General features: G+C 69.9%; 14 protein-coding genes. 10 read left to right on the forward strand and 4 right to left on the reverse strand.

The window, feature by feature from the left end:
* Positions 1-415: 415 nt before the first annotated feature.
* Positions 416-934: a hypothetical protein gene (locus OG906_RS37190; RefSeq protein WP_329448725.1), complete on the reverse strand. Its 519-nt coding sequence runs from the start codon at positions 932-934 to the stop codon at positions 416-418.
* Between the two features lie 495 nt (positions 935-1,429).
* Between OG906_RS37190 and OG906_RS37195 the strand changes: the two genes are divergently transcribed.
* The 7 genes from OG906_RS37195 (at position 1,430) to OG906_RS37225 (ending at position 11,232) form a co-directional block, all read left to right on the forward strand.
* Entirely contained in the window at positions 1,430-4,918 is a 3,489-nt protein-coding gene (locus OG906_RS37195; protein WP_329448726.1) for an ALF repeat-containing protein, read from the forward strand.
* A 46-nt stretch (positions 4,919-4,964) separates the two neighbouring features.
* Entirely contained in the window at positions 4,965-5,504 is a 540-nt protein-coding gene (locus OG906_RS37200; RefSeq protein ID WP_329448727.1) for a hypothetical protein, read from the forward strand.
* A 380-nt stretch (positions 5,505-5,884) separates the two neighbouring features.
* Complete coding sequence (locus tag OG906_RS37205) at positions 5,885-7,459, forward strand: glycosyltransferase family 2 protein (protein ID WP_329448728.1); 1,575 nt, start codon at positions 5,885-5,887, stop codon at positions 7,457-7,459.
* Between the two features lie 489 nt (positions 7,460-7,948).
* Positions 7,949-8,404: a hypothetical protein gene (locus tag OG906_RS37210; RefSeq protein WP_329448729.1), complete on the forward strand. Its 456-nt coding sequence runs from the start codon at positions 7,949-7,951 to the stop codon at positions 8,402-8,404.
* Positions 8,405-8,703: 299 nt separating this feature from the next.
* A complete protein-coding gene (locus OG906_RS37215; RefSeq protein WP_267801583.1) occupies positions 8,704-8,907 on the forward strand; it encodes a cold-shock protein in 204 nt (67 codons plus the stop codon).
* 574 nt (positions 8,908-9,481) lie between these two features.
* On the forward strand, positions 9,482-10,693 hold the full coding sequence (locus tag OG906_RS37220) for an ALF repeat-containing protein (RefSeq protein WP_329448730.1): 1,212 nt from the start codon (positions 9,482-9,484) through the stop codon (positions 10,691-10,693).
* A gap of 260 nt (positions 10,694-10,953) precedes the next feature.
* Complete coding sequence (locus OG906_RS37225) at positions 10,954-11,232, forward strand: GlsB/YeaQ/YmgE family stress response membrane protein (RefSeq protein ID WP_053683645.1); 279 nt, start codon at positions 10,954-10,956, stop codon at positions 11,230-11,232.
* 330 nt (positions 11,233-11,562) lie between these two features.
* Here OG906_RS37225 and OG906_RS37230 read toward each other — a convergent pair whose 3' ends face one another.
* The gene (locus OG906_RS37230; RefSeq protein ID WP_329448731.1) at positions 11,563-12,507 is read right to left on the reverse strand and encodes an FG-GAP repeat domain-containing protein; all 945 of its coding nucleotides are present in this window, start codon (positions 12,505-12,507) and stop codon (positions 11,563-11,565) included.
* 244 nt (positions 12,508-12,751) lie between these two features.
* Between OG906_RS37230 and OG906_RS37235 the strand changes: the two genes are divergently transcribed.
* The gene (locus OG906_RS37235; protein ID WP_329448732.1) at positions 12,752-13,117 is read left to right on the forward strand and encodes a DUF6461 domain-containing protein; all 366 of its coding nucleotides are present in this window, start codon (positions 12,752-12,754) and stop codon (positions 13,115-13,117) included.
* Between the two features lie 287 nt (positions 13,118-13,404).
* Positions 13,405-15,027, forward strand: a complete 1,623-nt coding sequence (locus OG906_RS37240; RefSeq protein WP_329448733.1) for a TROVE domain-containing protein — start codon at positions 13,405-13,407, stop codon at positions 15,025-15,027.
* Here OG906_RS37240 and OG906_RS37245 read toward each other — a convergent pair.
* Positions 14,998-15,384 (reverse strand): hypothetical protein, encoded by a 387-nt coding sequence (locus OG906_RS37245; protein WP_329448734.1) that lies wholly within the window; start codon positions 15,382-15,384, stop codon positions 14,998-15,000. The genes OG906_RS37240 and OG906_RS37245 overlap by 30 nt on opposite strands.
* A gap of 171 nt (positions 15,385-15,555) precedes the next feature.
* Complete coding sequence (locus OG906_RS37250) at positions 15,556-16,257, reverse strand: 2-phosphosulfolactate phosphatase (protein WP_329448947.1); 702 nt, start codon at positions 16,255-16,257, stop codon at positions 15,556-15,558.
* 304 nt (positions 16,258-16,561) lie between these two features.
* Here OG906_RS37250 and OG906_RS37255 point away from each other — a divergent pair, with 304 nt between their 5' ends.
* Positions 16,562-17,989, forward strand: coding sequence for a DHA2 family efflux MFS transporter permease subunit (locus OG906_RS37255; RefSeq protein ID WP_329448735.1), 1,428 nt, complete (start codon positions 16,562-16,564; stop codon positions 17,987-17,989).
* Positions 17,990-18,008: the final 19 nt, after the last annotated feature.

The following is an 18,008-nucleotide window of genomic DNA, read 5'->3' on the forward strand; positions in this document are numbered from 1 at the left end:
AAGGACATGCTTCCTCTTCTTGTAGGACTCTTCACGCGGTCAACCGGCGCGGCCGGGAGGTGAAGAGCCAGGGTGGTTCGAGAGCGTGCGGGCACGGACGTGCGAGCTCCCGCCTCATGGTGATGCGATGTGCGATGTGCGATGTAGCGAGGGAGCGCGGGGTGCGGGCTTCGCCCCATGCGCCTGGGTGGCGGTTCCCGGCCCTGTGCGGGCCGAGGTCAGGGCAGTGATCCGCCCCGCCATCGGCGTTGCGCGGTCAAGCTCCCGCGCCGTTCCCGCCGACCGAACGACGACTCTCTCGCTACTCACCCGCACGCGTGCTTCGGAGCCCTTGTACGCGGCCGGCCCATGTGGTGCCGTGAGGGGTTCCAACCGGCCGTGAGGGCGGCTACATCGTGATGTGTCGAATGAGTTGTTACTTGGAGGCGGTGAGTGCCACGAGCGCGTGGTCGCGCTTCTCCTTGTCGGCGGTCTTGCCGACACCGACCCACTCGTTCTTCGGCACCTCGAAGGAGACCTGGGTGTTCTCCACCGTCATGTCGACGTGGACCTTGAAGTCGTTGGAGCGGACGGCGTAGACACGCGGCAGTTCCACGACCAGCGAGCCGCCGTTGCCGGTGACACGGAAGCAGAAGGGCTTGTTCGGCTCGTTGTGGCTGTAGACCTCGATGCGGTTGGGGTCGGCATCCGTCCCGCACGCGGTGTAGACGATGTGGCCGTCGCCGCTCTTGAGCTTGATACCGCGTGCCGCCAGAGCCGCGGCGGCCTCCGCCTGCGGGTACTGGAAGTCCTCCACCGCGAACGGGGGGACATCGGCGCCGGTGGCCTGGACTCCGGCGCCGCCGGCGCGTCCGTCCACGGCGACCGCGACGCCCGCCATCGCGATCACTCCGGCGACGGCACTGGCGATGAGTACGGCAGGAGAGAGCTTCATCAGCTTCCACTTTCAAGGATCAGGCGACGAGGGGCAGACGGATGCCTGCGGGTCGGCCGTCTGACAGCCAACCAGGTCCCCCGTGCTTCCCCCCTGGTTGCCCTGCAAGCCACGCCTGTCGCACTGCTGTGGTCCGGGACGGCAACGGCATTCCTATCATTTGTCTTTGCAATTACCCAACTTGACGGCCTGTGAGCTAATTAACACACCTTCCTGTGAGTCGTTCAGGGGGCTTTCGGTGAGGCCTTTATCCCGCCAACAACCCTTGGTGTATTAGCAGTTGTGGGGCCGGAGCGCGTGATTCCGCATTCCTGTCGCTCCCCGGATCGCCCACTTCCGCTTTCCGTGGGTGAGCGTTCCTGCTGCGACCATGACGGCGACCAAACGAAATGTCAGGCCGGAAGCCCCGTGCTTCCGGCCTTGTTTGATGAAGTGGGGGAAGGCGAAGTGTCGGAGAAAGACGCGCGTTTCCGGGTGAGACCTGCGTGGGGTGGGGTGCTCGCCCGATCCTCGGTCGTGGGGGCGCTGTCCCTCGCGATGGGGGCCGGACTGTTGGGCGGGGTGTCCGCGTCCGCGGCGGAGCCGGCCAAGCCGTTGCCGCCGAACGAGCGCGCCCAGTTGTTCGCGCTGTGGCGCAGCGGTGGCGACGAGACCAAGTCCGCCGCAGAGAAGGTGCTCGCGGCTCCCGATGCCGCCGTGCACGACTTTCTGGTGAACCAGGCACCCGAACTCGTCCTGGTGGACAACCGGGTCAAGGCGCTTCAGCTGATGAACGAGAGCGGACCCTCGGTCCGCAAGGGCCTGAACCAGGCCCTGAGCGGGACCCCCGAACAGCTTGCCGCCTACCTTGCCTCAGGTTGGGGCCAGTCGCTGATCGAGGATCAGCGCATGGCCGTACTGCAGGTGATGAACGGTGCGGGTGACTCGGTGCGCGAGGCCGGCACCAAGGCGATCGACAAGGGCACCGTCGACGCGATGATGAACTTCCTTGCCGAGGGCCAACCGGCGGCCCAGGAGGAGGACGAGCGGATGGAGATCCTCCAGATCTCCGCCTCCGCGGGACCCCTGCTCAAGAAGGCCGCGCAAGCCGCGCTGAGCGGTACCCCTGCCGAAATGCACGAGTTCCTGATGAACGGGCAGCACCTCGCGCGTGCGCGCGACCAGGAAACCCTCACGGTCACGCAGCTCGCCGAGCTGGCGAACAAGGCTAGTGACACCGCCAGGGCCGAGACCGAGGCTGCCAAGGAAGCCGGTGCCAAGGCGGAGAAGGCCGCCACGCTGGCGAGGGCCGCTGCGGAGAGAGCCAAGAAGGAGACGGCCGCCGCCAAGGAGTCCTCGCAGGAAGCCGCTCTGAAGGCACGCGAAGCGGCCAAGGCCGCCAGTGGCGCGGCCGACGCCGCGCGCACCGCGATCCGCGCGTCCAACACCGCCATCTCCGCGGCGCGCACCGCGGCCAGCGCGGCCTCGTCGGCGGCAGCCGCGGCCTCCGCCGCCGGCAACGCCGCCGCCCGGGCGTACGACGCCGCGTCCGCCGCGTCCAGGGACGCCGGCCAGACGAAGGCTGCTCGTGAAGCGGCCGACCAGGCGCGCATCGCCGCGGACGGAGCGCAGAGCGCCGTCAACTCCGTATTCAGGGCCATCGAGGCCCTGTCGGGTGCGACGAGTGCCGCGCGCTCGGCGGCCAGCGCGGGCAACAACGCGGCGGCCGCCGCGACGGCAGCCGCGGATGCCAGCGCCCAGAAGGGTCTCGCGGCCGAGGACTCACGCCGTGCGTCCGAAGCGGCGGCCAGGGCCCGCTACGCCGCGGCAACCGCGAACAACGCGGCGGACGCGGCGGAACGACTCGCCGACAAGGCCGCCACCGCGGCCCGCGGGGCACACAAGGCGGCCTCCGACGCGGTCACCCACGCCCGGGCGGCCGCGAAGGCCGCCGACGAGGCGGTGGCCCAGGCCGGCAAGTCCGTCGACTACGCCAACAAGTCCGCGGAGCACGCCCTGGCGGCAGTCGCCGCGGCGAAGACGGCCTCCGACGCCGTGGCGCAGGCCGACAAGGTCTACGAAGCGGCCCGCGCCACCGAGGACGCCCAGTTGGAGGCGCAGAAGGAAGAGTTCGCCCGCGCGGCGGCAGAGGTCAAGAAGCTGGAGCAGGAACAGGCGACCAAGGCCGCTGACAACCGCGCCGAGGCCGCCCGCCGCGACGCGCAGACCACCAAGCTCCTCGCGGACGCGGTGGCCCCGGGTGTGACCCCGGCCAATGCGGTGACACAGGGCCGCACTGCCGCCCTGCGCCTGGTCACCACCGGTGGCCCGTGGACGCGGCAGGCCGCGGAGGACGCGCTGACGGGTACCGACGGCGAAGTCCAGGCATGGCTGAAGACCTCGCGGAAGCAGGCCGAGGAACAGGACGACTGGGCACGCGTCAGCCACATGGCTGACAGCGGCTCGACGCCCTTGCGGCAAGCCGCGAAGACCACCATGCAGGGCTCCTACGTCAACGTCACCACATTCCTGAAGACCGGGCAGTACGACGCGCAGCAGGAGGAGATGCGCGAGCGGGTGCTGGAGATCTCCGGCGCCGGTGGTGCGCAGGTCAAGAAGGCCGCCACGGCCGCCATCGACGCACGCACCACCGACGCCCTGCGCACCTTCCTGGACACGGGCTGGTTCGCGGCGCGCGAGGAGGACGACCGCGCGACGGCGCTGCAGCTCAAGGCCAGCGGTGGCCCGCAGGTCAAGGCGGCGGCGTTCGTCGCGCTTGAGGGCTCGGCGCGCATGCTGCACGACTTCGTGACGGTCGGCCGCTACCGGGCGGCCCAGCTAGACCAGGACGCGGCCTCCCATGCCGCGAACATCAAGGGCCTGATCGCCGGTGCGGCCAACGCGGCGGCAACCGCCAACCAGAACGCCCAGCTGGCCGTTGAGGCCGCAGCCAACGCCAAGGACGCGTCCGATGACGCGGCCAAGGCCGCCCAAGAGGCTGTGAAGGCCAAGAACCAGGCCGCCGTCTACGCCGCGGACGCGAAGAAGTCCGCGGAGTCCGCCGACGCCTCGGCCAAGCAGGCCGCCGCATCCGCCAAGCAGGCCCGAAGCGCGGCCCAGCAGGCTCAGAGCGCGGCCAAGCAGGCCGACGCTTCCGCAGCTTCGGCTCGCTATTCCGCCTCCAAGGCGGCCTCGTACGCCGCGGACGCCCAGCAGTCCGCCATATCGGCTCGGGCATCGGCCTACGCCGCGAGTCAGGACGCCACCGCCGCCGCGAAGGCGGCCGTGGACGCCTGGGACATCGCCGTACGGAAGACCCTTGAGGCGTACAAGACCAAGGCGACCTCGAACACCGGTGGGATCGACGCCACGGGCAAGGGCGGGGCCGCACCCGGGGACGGTCAGGCGGGTCACCCCGCATACGACTCCGCGAAGTGGTGGGAGTACTTCGGGGCGGACTCGTATCTGAGCAGCGTGATGTTCTCCGGACATCTCGCCACTTGCTACAAGGGCCCGCTGGCCTGCGAACTCTACGGCTACTGGACCACGAGGCCGGACAGTCCGTACAACCTCTCCTCGGGGCAGATGGACAAGCTCATCGGCGACAAGATCTGGGAGGGCAGCCGTCGGGACGGCCTCAAGGCGACCTTGGGCAGCGCGATCTCGAACTGCCCGGGCGGAACGGGTGCGACCTGCCGCGTCAACCTGGACACCCGCTGGCTGGCTGGTGCGTTCGACGACAACGACGGTGACCTCACGTTTGCTCTGCGCGGGTTCAACTACCGCCAGAGCGGCTCCGTCACCATGACGAAGCTCGACGGCGGCAAGGTGAGGGTCACCGGCGACACCCGCATCGATGTCTTCAAGAACTACAACTTCGACTACGGTGACAAGTTCCACGGAGTCGATCTGGGCGTATTCGCTGAACTGCACCGAGTCGGCTGGGCCCGTGACTATGAGATTCACGGCAGCAAGAATTCATCGATCGATATCACTCTGCCCTAGTTTGGGCGGTTCTGTGCCGTAGTTAAATGATCTCATGGAGGGATAAATGCGGGAGTCGGGCAACCTGAGGAGCGCCTTCGGTGGGCGCTCCGGCACGGCGAGGTTCGTTGTAGTCTTTTCCACTCTTTCCGTCGTCTTTGTCACGGGCTGTGGAGCGGAGGACAGGGATGACGTCCTGAAGGGATTCCAACTGGAACTCCCACCCTGCCAGACCGAGGACCTGACGTTCTCGGGGCAGACCTCCGCGCCGGGCATCAAGATGGCGATGAGTTTCACGGCGTCAACGAGCTGTGTGGAGCAATACCTCAAGGATCATCAAGTCGATCTGTCGAATCCGCTCTACTGGCCGGCTTCCGGATGGGACAGCGTCGGGGGCGAGAAGATATCGCCCACGGAACCTCCCTTCAAGCCAGAAAGCATGAAGCAGTTCAAGCTCAACCTCGATGCGGGCAAGAAGTACAAGAAGTACATCGGGTTTCGTACGCCGAAGGACGCTGAATTCACCGTGCTCCTGGATCCCGAGGAGGGAAACACCTCTCTGTACATGGAATCAAGGCTGCCGGGCCGGGTCGGAAGGGCCGACTGACGCCGATCGTCACGCCTGCTCGAACTCCGGATGACCACCGGAAAGGGCACCGGGCAGTGGCTTTGGTGTTGCGGACCCCGAAGACCCGGTCCGGCGGATCAGACCGGACCCCGACCTGATCGAATGAAGCATCGGGCCCACCCTGGAACCAGGGTGGGCCCGATCCGCGTGTGGCGTGCCATACCCGATCGCAAGCCCGGGCGGTCACGTAGCCGAGCGGGCTCGGCGAGACGGACCCCTCACCGCCGATCGAGCGCCGACCCGGCCACGGGGCGGGCCTCACCCAGCACCTCACCCCGAGCCCACGCCCCGCCCCCGCCCCGAGCCATCCACCGCCCCCGGCCGGCCGGTCGGGATCCGGCGGCGTTCATAATCTCTGCATGCCCCACGAACGTCTCCCCGACATATCGGTGATCATCGCTGCCTACAACGCGATGCCCTACCTGACCGAGTGCCTGGACTCGGTCGCGGGCCAGACCCTGGGCATGGCCCGGCTGGAGATCATCGCGGTGGACGACGGGTCCACGGACGGGACCGGTGCGGAGCTGGACCGCTTCGCCGCCCTCCACCCCCAGGTGCGGGTGGTGCACCAGGCGAACTCCGGCGGCCCGGGCGGCCCACGCAACAGGGCCCTCGACCTGGCCCGGGGCCGGTTCGTGTTCACCCTCGACGCCGACGACTACCTCGGCCCGGAGGCGCTGGAACGGCTCCTGACGATGGCCGACGCGCAGGGCAGCGACATCGTCCTCGGCCGCCACGTCGGCCTCGGCCGCACCGTCTCCGAGAAGGCCTACCGCCACACCGAGGTCGCGGACCTGTACACCTCGGAGGTCTACCGGTCGCTGCACGTCGCCAAGCTCATCCGTCGCCAGATCATCGAGGCCGGCCGCATCCGCTTCCCGGTCGACCTCTGGTACGGCGAGGACCAGGTCTTCGTCACCGCCGCCTACCTGGCCGCCGGCACGATCTCCGTGGTCGGCGACTACGACTGCTACTACCTGCGCCTGCGCGAAGACGGGCAGAACATCACCTCGCGCAGCCGGACGGCCGACGAGACGGTGCGCCACATCGAGCGCGTCATGGCCCTGGTGGCCGAGCGGGTACAGGATCCCGTGGGTCGCCGGCGCATGCTCGGCCGGCACTTCCGCAGCCTGATCCGCACGGCACTCCTCCCGGGCGTCAACGCCCGACACCGCAACCCGGCGTTCACGGCCGAGGTGTACGCCCGCGGGCGGGCGCTCGTCCAGGCGTACTGGACGCCGGACATGGGCAACGAGCTGAGCCGGATCGACTGGATCAGGCTGTACGCCTTCGTCAGCTGCGCCCCGGGTGCCTTCGAGCACCTCATGGAGTACGACCCTGTCGCGGAGCCCCCGGAGGACCTGGCGGAGAACGGCCGGGTGTACCGGCTCTACCCGCTGTTCCGGGATCCGACCGCCGGCCTTCCGGACGTCCTGTTCGACGTCACGTCGAAGCTGCGCGCCCAGCACTACCTCGCGTCGATCGCCTGGAAGGGCGGCAAGGTCAGCCTGACCGGTCACGCGTACGTGGAGTCGCTGAGCACCGCCCGGCTGGGCGGCGAGCTGGTCCTGCGCGAACGCGACAGCGGCCGGGAGCACACCGCCGAAGTCGTCGCGGTCGCCTCGCCTGACCTGGGGGAGGGCCTGGACACGGCCGGCTTCCGGGTGGAGGCGAACCTGGCCGTGGTGGACGACGGCGCCCCCATCGGGCCGGGCGTGTGGGACGCGTTCCTGGACGTACGGGCCGACGGAGTGACCCGCCGGGTACGACTGGGCCGCAAACACGCCCCGGACCTGGACCGCACCGCGCGCCGCCCCCGCGTCGTGGCCCGCGACGCGGCGAGCGGCACGGAACTCGCCGCCTGCCCGTTCTTCACCATCCACGACAACCTCAGCATCGAGGTCGTCCGCCGCTTCTCCCTGACGGCGGGCTGAGCGGCAGCGCCCCGCCCGGGAGCCGGCCGGCCGACCCCTTCGCCCGTACGAGGTGACCCTCGACCCGTTCTCCGACCCCCTGGCGGGACCATCACCTCAACGCGCGGTTCGACCAGGATCCCCGCACCCTAAGGAACCCACGAGTGAGCCTCCGCGAGATCACGCCCGCCGACTGCGGCCACTTCTACGTCAACAGTCATCGGAGCTGCCACGCTGAATCGCCTCCGCGCGGTTGATTGGACGGGTGACTGGAACTTCGCCGTCGGGCACGTCAAGTCCCGTCGTGTCCTGTGCCGTGAATACACGCGCCGGGCGGCCCCGTGTGGGCCCAGGCGTACGCGGCCGAGAGTGGCCGGCCCTTCTTCGATGTGACCCCGTACGTGGATCCAGAATTCCAGCCGACCCCTGAACTGGCAGCCGAACTCGGTGAGTTCCTGGATCGCCTCCCCCCATGGGGAGGTTCGGCAGGCATGCTCGGGTGCGGTCCGCATGGCGGAACTCCGGGCGCGGAACCCTGCCGCCTTATCGGACCTTCCCGATCTCTACGAGCCGCTGGTCCTCTTCTACGAGCGGGGCGGCGAGTTCACCCGGGACGATGCGGGGTTCCTCGATCTGACGGGTGTGCGGTTCCGGCCGGGCACCCCGGAGAGCCACCTCGCCAACCCGCCCGTCACGCTGCTCGACGACACCGTCCTCGACGCGATCGACGCCGACGGGCAGGTCGTGTACTCCACCGCGGAGGACCGACAGGGCCCCCTCCTCAGGCGGCGGGTGCTGAGGGACGAGCAGACGGACGCGGTGTTCGGCCGTGACCTGCGCTGGGAGTCGACCGATCTGATCCCCGACACCGAAGCGGAGGCCAACGAGGCGGGCCTGGTCGCCCTGGACGAGCTCAAGGCGGCCAAGCTCATCGGGGAGATCGTGGCCGCCGCCACGAGGCCTTGAGGGGCGGTCCTGAGATCTCCCGGTCCGACGTTCGCGGAGAGGCGGACCCTTCGGTCCGATACCCGCATGATCACCGCAGCCCGGCACAGAAGCACCCGCCTCAGACACAAACATCCACCTCAGTGGCCCTTGCTCTCTGGTGACGGGCAGCTCCGGCGTGTAACTTCTGCTTCAGCTGTCGTGGTTCGCAGTACCTGCCCGCGCCCCTGGCGTGGGTGTTTCGCTGTGCAGTGCCGGACCAGGGCGATCACCTCCGGGTCCGCGTGGTGCGGATCCGACCTCGACTGGAAGGCATGATCATGGCCAGCGGAACCGTGAAGTGGTTCAACGCCGAAAAGGGCTTCGGCTTCATCGCGCAGGACGGCGGCGGACCGGACGTCTTCGCGCACTACTCCAACATCAACTCCACCGGCTACCGCGAGCTCCAGGAAGGCCAGGCCGTGACCTTCGACATCACGCAGGGCCAGAAGGGCCCGCAGGCGGAGAACATCACCACCGCCTGACCCGGCCGTCGACGGCGCCGCCCCGGAACACGAACTCCGGGGCGGCGCCGGACCGTTACTCCGGGGGTCACTCCGCCACCCGCCCGCCGACCTCGGAACGAGGCCGCCGGTCAGGCCCCCGCCTCCGCCGTCGAGCGCCTGCTCGGGAACTGCCGAGCCGCCTCGACCGCTTCCCGGTCGAGTTCCTCGAAGGAGACTCCCCCGCTCTCCTCCCATGCGTCCAGGTTGATCGCGCAGTGGGCGAGGGGTACGCGGCGGGCGCCCCAACTCCGGGGGATGGCCGAGCTCGTAGGCGATGTCTGCCCGGATCATGAATGCGCCGGTGGCGGTACACAGGGCGCCGTCGACGATCTGCTCGGCGACCCGGAACGCCATCGCCCACTTCACGTCCCGGCGACCGACCGGCGGGTGGAACATCACACAGGTGCCGACATCATCCGCCATCGACTGGAGTGGCTGACAGGCCCGCCCCGAGCGGCACTGTCTTCCGGGCGGCAATTCTCGGTGCGCCATACAACCATCGGTGCGGCCGGCGAGTCTCACGCCCTGGTAGGAACATTTCCAGGGGGTTTTCGTGAAGTTGTCTCGGATCGCAGCAGCGGTCACCACTGCCGCTCTTGCTCCGGTAGTCCTCATTTCGTCGCCGGCGTTCGCCGCCGGCCCGGACGCCTCGGTCGCCGGCAACCCGCCGGCCCCGACCGTGCCCGACCGTGTCGTGCCCGACCAGGCCGCACCCGGTCGGGCCGACGAGGATCGCAAGACCATTCTCGCGATCATTGCCGACCCGATGGCCAGCGGGCGCATGAAGGAAGCCGGCCACAAAGCCATCGCCGCCGGGCCGGCGGCCATGCGCGAGTTCATCGAGACCGAGCAGTACGAGATCCGTCGCGTCGACTATCGCATCCACGTCATCCGCCTCCTGAACGGCGCCGGCCCCGGCCTGGAGGGAGGCATCATGAAGCTCCTCGACGGCAACGCGACTCTGGCGCAGCTGCGTCACTTCTACGAGGTCACCCAGCACGAGCTGCGCGACGAAGACAACCAGGTCGACATCTCCCGGCTGATCGGCACTGCCGGCCCCGGTGTGAAGGAGGCGGCCAAGAAGGCGCTCAAGGGCACCCCCGCCGACCGCGTCGCCTTCCTGAAGACGGGGCGGTACCTGGCGCAGGCCTCGGACGACCGGGTCGAGCTGGCCCGAATCGATGAGGCGTGGGACGGCCCCATCCTGAGCGAGGCGATCAGCAAGCTCCTCAGGGGTACCGCGACCCCGGCTCAGCTGCGCGAGTTCCTCGAGAAGACCCAGTACGAGCTGCGCGACCAGGACAACCGCGTCACCATCGCGAAGATCATCGACGGCGGTGGCCCGGAACTGGTCAAGGCGGGCCGTGCTGCGCTGGCGGGTACCGCCGCCGACCGCGTCGCGTTCCTGGCGACCGGCCGGCACGAAGCCAGTGCCAGGGACAAGAAGGCGCAGCAGGAGAACGACAAGAACCAGAACGGTCAGAACCAGAACCACAACGGGGGCCAGAACGGGAACCAGAACCAGAACAACTCCGGCAACGGCTCCCACCCCGGTACCGACACCAAGCCCGGCACCGGCAAGCCCAACACCGGCACGAACGCGGGCAACACCGCCGTCACCGCCCAAGGCAGCAGCGGCTCCTCGCTCGCCGGCACCGGCGCGGGTGACGGGGTCCTGATCGCGGGCGGCGCGGGCACCGCACTCGTCGCCGGCGCCGGCCTCCTGCTGGCCGCCCGGATGCGACGCGCCGGCTCCGCGCGCTGACTCGGTACGAACCCGGGTACGGACCCGTACGCGAGGATGGTCGGGGGCCGGTCGAGGCCGGCCCCCGCTTCACGTGCGACCACCTCGCGCGGCCGTAACGTCGCCCCGGGCCATCACGGCCCACAACCGCCTCGGGCCGTCGAGGTCGAGGTCACTTTCCGCCCGCGCGGAATGATCAAGAACTCGGCACGTTTGGAAACCTCGACTCGGTGCAGACGCTCGTTAACACCGGCTTTATTCATCGAGGTAGGAGAAGCGTCATGGGCATCATCGCCTGGATTTTGATCGGACTGCTCGCGGGCTTCATCGCCAAGGCCCTGATGCCCGGCAAGGACCCGGGCGGCGTCATCATTACCATGCTGATCGGCATCGCGGGCGGTCTGCTCGGCGGCTGGCTCGGCAAGGTCATATTCGGCGTCGACTCCATCGACGGCTTCTTCGACCTGTCCACCTGGATCGCCGCCATTATCGGCTCCGTGATCCTCCTCGCCGTCTACCGACTGGTCACCGGCAACAACCGTCACCACCGCCACGCCTGACGCGACCCGGTCCCACCCGGATGGAAACGGCTCCCCCTCCTCGCGAGGGCGGAGCCGTTCCGCTTGTACGGGAACCTCGTACGACATCGACGACAGCACTGGAGCCAAGAGGCGCTTCAGCGGAGGAAGGACCACGCCCGCAGGCCGAACGCCAGCACCGCGCCGACGCCTGCGGCCACGACCACCGCCGCCGGCGGGGCGCCGGGGCGAGCTCCGCCGGCCGGTCGACGGGTAGCGGGTCCCGTCGACCGGCCATGCCCATGCGGGGGGACGGAGCGGGGGCGCCGTCCCCCGCCCATGGGCAGCCCCCCGTCCCGTCGCAGCCTGCTGCTACAGCAGGTTGTAGATCTGGAACCCGTTGCCGATCTTGACCGGTTTCTGGAAGACGGCGCCGGCGTCGCCCGTGCCCGAGTAGCGGTACAGGTCGCCGTTGGGCTTGCGCGCGATCAGGTCCGCCCTGCCGTCGGCGTCGAGGTCGCCGACCGACAGCAGACGGTCGTACGTGTTCCAGCCGCCGCCGACCTGCGTACGCGCGGCGAACGGGGCCTTGTAGTCGCCGGTGCCCCTGTAGAGCCACAGGACGCCGGTCTTGTCCCGCGCGACGATGTCGGCCTTGCCGTCGCCGGTCAGATCGCCTTGGCCGGCGAGCTGGGTGTACTGGCCCCAGCCACCGCCGATGCGCGTGCGCTCGCCGAGCGTGCCGTCCGGGTTGCCGAGGTAACCCCACAGGTCACCGGCCTTGTCGAGGCCGATGAGGTCGGCCTCCTGGGCCCCGCCGAGACTGCCGGGGGACAGGACCGTGGTGTAGATGCTCCAGGCGGTGCCGACATTCTTGCTGTGGTATTCGAGCTGGTCGTCGATCCAGCCGTAACTCAGGACCCCGCTCTTGTAGAGGCTCCAGGTGCCGTCGCTGTACCCGTCCTTGTCGTTGTCGACATTGATCGAGTCGGCGAAGGCGTCAAAGCTGACCTCCACGTTGTACCGGTCGTCGAAGGCGCCCTGGCGGTTCGGGAAGTACATGTACAACTCGCTCGACTGCTTGTCCACGGCGTTCATCGCGAAGCTCGGCGTCTCGACGGAACCGGCCGCGCGGGCGAGCCGTCCTGCCCCCTGGACAGGCTCGGCCTGCTGCTCGGCCTGCTGCTGGGCCCGTTGTGCAGCCCCGGCCGGGTCGCCGGAGGCGAAGGCCGTACCGGCCGTGGCGGCCATCGCGGCACTGACGGCCGTGGCGGCGAGCACGCCCCGGAGCGCACGCCGACGTCGGTCTGTGAACATGAGGATCCCCCCTGGGATATGAGTGACGGCACAGGTCGGATGCCGCCGATGATCAGAAGCCTCGCACGAGGCACTGACACGACCCATCGAGTTCTCCGCCGACCGCCGACCGCCGACCGCCGACCTCCCGCCCGCCGACCTCCCGCCCGCCGCCCGCCGACCTTCCGCCCGCCGCCCGCCGACCTTCCGCCCGCTTCGAGGGGCGCGCGTCCCGGTGTCAGTCGGCGCCGGCAGGATGCGCCGCATGACGTCACCCAGCGCGGCCGACTACGGCTGGATACGCTCCGCTTCCTCCGTCTTCAACTACGCCCTGGAGATCGGGTACACGATGACGCTGGTCCGGGGAGTCTCGCCCGCGGAGTTGCTGCGAACGGCGGGAGCCGACCCGTGTGACACCTGCGTGGGGATCGACGAGTTCATCCGGGAACACGGCGAGATCATGTTCGGGTACGCGAGTTGGACCGAGTCCTTCCTGGCAGGAGCCTTCGAGGTGCCTGGTGAGGGAGGGAGCTGGGCCCTCGCCCTGGACACGGACGCGACCCGGACACGGACGCGACCCGGACACGGACGCGACCCGACCACGTACGCGGACGCGGATGTCGGTACATGATGCCGGTGTCCGTCTTCCCCACCGCCATTTAATTGACTGGCACGCGGTGCGCGGGCCTGCCTAATGTGACGGCGCGACCGCGTCCCCCGATGCGCTCGGCTGCGGCTACTTCCTTCCGAAACCAAGTGACGCCGCGGCCACTTCTGATCTCGGGGCGGCGCGGGCGCCTGTGCCCCGCCCGTTCCTCCGCCTCGTCGGACGCCTCGGGCGGGGCTCCCCATTGCCTTTGGATCCGGGGGGATTCCCTGCCTCGCCACACCCCGCGCACGTCGAAGATCTGGTCCGAGATGCTCGTGGCCCCGCACATCTCCGCCGCGGCGGCCCGCACCGCGACCGATTCGTGGTCCCACCATCACCCCACCGGGGCGGACCAGCTCACCTATGAAGGCGGCCCCGGTTTCGTCCGGGAGCCGCGCGAGGAGCTCTTCCTCCTGGCCGTGGGGAACTTCGTCTCCCAGCAGACCTTCTACGAGGGCGGCCCGGAACGCGATGAGCGGTACACCCGCCTCGTGGGTGAACTCGCCCTCCAGGACCCCACATGGACAGCCGGCCTGCTGCGTTGGCTTCGAGGCGAGGGAAACATGCGTACGGCCTCCCTGATCGGCGCGGCCGCGTACGTCAGGGCACGGCTCGCCGCCGGGTCCTGCGTGGGGCCGTCCAACCGGTCCGTCATCGACTCCGTGCTCCAGCGCGCCGACGAGCCCGGCGAGTTGCTCGCCCACTGGACCTCGGCCTACGGGCGGAGCGTCCCACAGCCCGTGAAGCGGGGCATCGCCGACGCGGTACGGCGGCTGTACTCGTCCCGCTCCCTGCTGAAGTACGACACCGCGTCCAAGGCCTTCCGCTTCGGCGACGTCCTCAACCTCGTCCACGCCACACCCGACCCGGCCAAGCCCTGGCAGGGCCCGCTGTTCCGGTATGCACTGGACCGCCGGCACCACCCGGAGGACGCGGCGCCGCCGCCCGGCGACCGGCTGCTCACCGCGCACCGAACGCTGATGGAGTTGCCGGCCGACGAGCGGCGCGCCGTGGTCACCGGGCCGGACGGCGCCGAGCGGCTGGCCACGGCGGGCATGACCTGGGAGGCCCTCGCGGGCTGGCTCCAGGGACCGCTGGACGCCGCCGTCTGGGAAGCCGTGATCCCCTCGATGGGACCGATGGCGCTGCTGCGCAACCTGCGCAACTTCGACGGGGCCGGGATCTCGGACGAGGCGGCGGCCGGAGTCGCCGCACGGATCTCGGACGCCGAGGAGGTCGCCCGGTCGCGGCAGTTCCCCTTCCGCTACCTGGCCGCCCACCGCCACGCACCCTCGGCGCGCTGGTCGACGCGGCTGGAGGTGGCGCTGGGCCACTCGCTGGCCAACGTGCCGGCCCTGACCGGCCGGACCCTGATCCTGGTGGACCGGTCGGGCTCCATGTTCTACGGCACCGTCTCGGAGCGGTCAACCCTGACCCGAGCGGACGCGGCGGCCGTTTTCGGCACGGCGCTGGCGATGCGCGCGCAGGAGGCGGACCTGGTGGAGTTCGGATCATCGAGCGCGCAGGTGCCGTTCCGGCCCGGGGAGCCGGTGCTCGACGTACTCAAACGGTTCAACGACCTCGGGGGCACCGACACCGCCAAGGCGGTACGCGCCCACTACCGGGGCCACGAGAGGGTCGTGATCGTCACCGACGAGCAGACGGGTCCGCACCTGGGGCGCCGCGGTCCGGCGGAACCGGTCCCGGAGGACGTCCCGGTCTACACCTGGAACCTGGCGGGGTACCAGCCCGCCCATGGCCCCGGCGGCCCCAACCGGCACACCTTCGGCGGCCTGACGGACGCCGGGTTCTGGATGATCGGCCTCGTCGAGGCCGGCCGCGAGGCCCGATGGCCATGGACGTCACAGGACCAGGCCGTTTCCGGGCGGTGATCCCGCAGCCCGCCGACCAGGCCGCCCACCGCAAGCGGCCGGGTCGGCTCGGCGGCCGCCCGCCTCGGACCGTGCGATCAGCAGCGCGTCGGATGTCCCGGTGGGCCTCGGACTCCAGGCGGGATGCCCGAAGTTGGTGTGCCTCACGTCGAAGAGCACACCCCCCACCGGTCCCGAGAGACGCGAGGCCAGGTCCTCGGGGTCGCCGTGCCGCCAGTCGGGCCGGCGGCGCGAACCGTGCGGCAGGCCGGCGGCGAGGAAGACCCTGTGGTCCGCGGAGACGGTGAAGCCGAACCGTGCCTCGACCGCGTCGAGTTCCCGCTCGCCGAGTCCCGGGCCGATCTCGGTTCGCAGCATCCTCTGAAGGTCTCCGGCGGCTTCAAGGGGCAGGCGCGGGGGCGGTGGGAGGGCCGTTCCGGCAGCTTGACGACCAGTACGCGGACGTGAGGCGCTGCGGCTGCCGCCGGCAGTGCACGGTGTCCCCGAGCCTGAAGGGCGTACCGGTGAGAGTCGGGCTGCACCAACGACTCAGATCCAGGTGTCGTCGGCCGGCGAAGGCGCGGCGTACGGGCGGAGGACCATCAGCGAGTCTTCGAGGGTCGCCACCATGGCGAAGGGGAACCGGTCGACCTCAAGGCAGAGTTCGACGTCATCAGGGTGGACTCCTTGACGCACACCCTCCGCCAGTTCGCCGGCGGCGCGCGACGCGGCAGCGCGGCGGACGTACTCGGTGGCGTCCGTCTCCGCCTCGGTGGCTCTCCGAGCGATGTACTGGGCGCACGCCAGATCCTCATCGGCCCGCCCGTCCTCGCCCGTGACCACGAACGTGACACCGTCACCCGCGCGCGTCCGCAAGAGTCGAGCCGTTGCCTCCGCGACCACGAAGCCGGCGCACAGCACCAGCGACGCCTCCTTGACCGCGAGGGCCCCGACCGTGCCTGCCGTGGTCTTCTGCACAACGGTCCGCCCGCCGAGGTCGACGGACCGCAGCAGGCCCGGCGAGTTGACCATGTCGAACCCGGGCGCGGGTGGACCGTCCTTGAGCGCCGCCCAATCCGGGTGGGAAGCCTTGAGTGCCAGGGCTTCTTCCAGCGACTCGGCGAGAACGATCTTCTCCGCCCCCCGGGCAAAGGCCCAGGCCGCCACGGTGTAAGCACGCATGACGTCGACCACGACGGCCACGGACGGGACTTCGTCCAGTTCGGCGATGCCAAGAAAACGAGTGTCCATTCCGATCATGATCGCGCATGCCCGCCCCGAAGCCCCCGGAGAGTGGCCGGCGTCGTCCCCCGCCGCCACGTCGGCTTCGTCACGTCACCCGCGGCGGATGCCAGGACGTGGGCTGCGGGGGGTGACGGTGATTCCGCGGGATGGAATCGAGTCGCCCTGGGTGTGTCGTCGAGTATCCGGGAGCCTGTTGTGCGAATCGAAGTGTGTGTGAACGTCACCGCCCGTGGAGGGCTTCCGTTCCCCGCTTCGGTTTCCCGTGCCGTCACGTGCGGCCGAGGCGGGCATGCCTAGGACGCGACCGCCATTGCACCGCCTGCTTCGTAACCGTTCGTCTTCCGGCTCGGCGTCCCCGAGCCCCCAGGCCGCGCTGTACGCCCTGTGCGTCAGCTTCTTCATGATCGGCTTGGACGCCACCGTCGTGAACGTGGCCGTCCCCGACATCCGGGCGTCCCTGGACGCGTCGCTCAACGACGCCGTATGGATCAACAGCGCCTACGCCCTGTGCTACGCCGTCCCGCTGATCCTCGCGGGCCGACTCGGCGACCGGTACGGGCCCAAGCGGATCTTCCTGATCGGCGTCACGGGGTTCACCCTCGCTTCGCTGGCGTGCGCGCTCGCTCCGAGCGCACCCGTACTGATCGCGGCGCGGGCCGTCCAAGGGCTGACGGCCGCGCTGATCGCACCCCAGACCATGGCGCTGATCGTCCACCTCTTCCCCGCCGAGCGCCGGGGCCGAGCGCTCGGTGTCTGGGCCGCGGTCGGTGGCGCGGCGATGGCCGCGGGACCCGTGATCGGCGGGCTGCTCGTGGCCTGGACCGGCTGGCGGGGCATCTTCCTGATCAACCTGCCGGTCGGGGTGGCCGGGTGGATCGCCGCCCACCGCCTGCTCCCGGACTGGAGGCCGGCCAAGGACCACCGGTTGGACCTGTGGGGCATCGTGCTCAGCGGCCTCGGTCTGGCGGCGTTGGTCTTCGGCGTGCAGAGCGGCGAGGCCTACGACTGGGGCACCGTCGCCGGTCCGCTCACGATCTCCTCCATCCTCGTCTTCGGCGCCCTGTGCCTGGCGGCCTTCGTGTGGTGGCAGCACCACAACCCCGACGAGCCGCTCCTGCCCCTACGGCTGTTCCACCACCGGAACTTCTCCGCGGCCGTCACCGCGGGCGGGGCCATGGGAGCCGCCATGGGCGGCCTGTTCCTGCCACTGATGGTCTATCTGCAGAGCGATCTCGGCTACAGTCCGCCGGCGGCGGGCGCCATCACCGTGCCGATGTTCGCCCTGTCCTCCCTGTGCGCACGGTTCGCCGGCAAGCGGTCCGACACCACCAGTCCCCGCCTGCTCGCGGCCGCCGGCTTCGCCCTGCTGATCGCGGGCCTCGGCTCCCTGACATGGCTGCTGCGCCCGGGCATCAGCCCATGGGCGCTGATGCCCTCGCTGCTCGTGTCCGGCATCGGCATCGGACTGGTGTCGGCGCCACTCGCCGCCATCGCCACCCGCACCCTGGAACCCTCCCTGGTCGGCGCGGCCTCCGGTGTCTTCAACACCACCCGCCAACTCGGCGGGGCCCTCGGCAGCGCCGCGACGGGCGTCCTCCTCCAGGCGCACCTCGGAAGCACTTCCACCACCGCCACCCAGGCCGCCCTGGCCTTCTCCGTGGCCATGTTGGTCATCGGCCTCGGATGCTGCGCCATCGTCCGGCCGGCACCTGCGGCGCGGACTGCCGCAGGCACCTGAACACAGCCGCACTCCTCGG

The organism is Streptomyces sp. NBC_01426, from assembly GCF_036231985.1.
In the GTDB taxonomy this organism is placed as follows: domain Bacteria; phylum Actinomycetota; class Actinomycetes; order Streptomycetales; family Streptomycetaceae; genus Streptomyces.

Bases quoted from the DNA above. Each gene is read 5' to 3' on its own strand.
- OG906_RS37190 (WP_329448725.1), bottom strand. From the start codon at position 934: ATGAAGCTCTCTCCTGCCGTACTCATCGCCAGTGCCGTCGCCGGAGTG.
- OG906_RS37200 (WP_329448727.1), top strand. From the start codon at position 4,965: ATGCGGGAGTCGGGCAACCTGAGGAGCGCCTTCGGTGGGCGCTCCGGC.
- OG906_RS37205 (WP_329448728.1), top strand. From the start codon at position 5,885: ATGCCCCACGAACGTCTCCCCGACATATCGGTGATCATCGCTGCCTAC.
- OG906_RS37210 (WP_329448729.1), top strand. From the start codon at position 7,949: ATGGCGGAACTCCGGGCGCGGAACCCTGCCGCCTTATCGGACCTTCCC.
- OG906_RS37215 (WP_267801583.1), top strand. From the start codon at position 8,704: ATGGCCAGCGGAACCGTGAAGTGGTTCAACGCCGAAAAGGGCTTCGGC.
- OG906_RS37225 (WP_053683645.1), top strand. From the start codon at position 10,954: ATGGGCATCATCGCCTGGATTTTGATCGGACTGCTCGCGGGCTTCATC.
- OG906_RS37230 (WP_329448731.1), bottom strand. From the start codon at position 12,507: ATGTTCACAGACCGACGTCGGCGTGCGCTCCGGGGCGTGCTCGCCGCC.
- OG906_RS37235 (WP_329448732.1), top strand. From the start codon at position 12,752: ATGACGTCACCCAGCGCGGCCGACTACGGCTGGATACGCTCCGCTTCC.
- OG906_RS37240 (WP_329448733.1), top strand. From the start codon at position 13,405: ATGCTCGTGGCCCCGCACATCTCCGCCGCGGCGGCCCGCACCGCGACC.
- OG906_RS37245 (WP_329448734.1), bottom strand. From the start codon at position 15,384: ATGCTGCGAACCGAGATCGGCCCGGGACTCGGCGAGCGGGAACTCGAC.
- OG906_RS37250 (WP_329448947.1), bottom strand. From the start codon at position 16,257: ATGGACACTCGTTTTCTTGGCATCGCCGAACTGGACGAAGTCCCGTCC.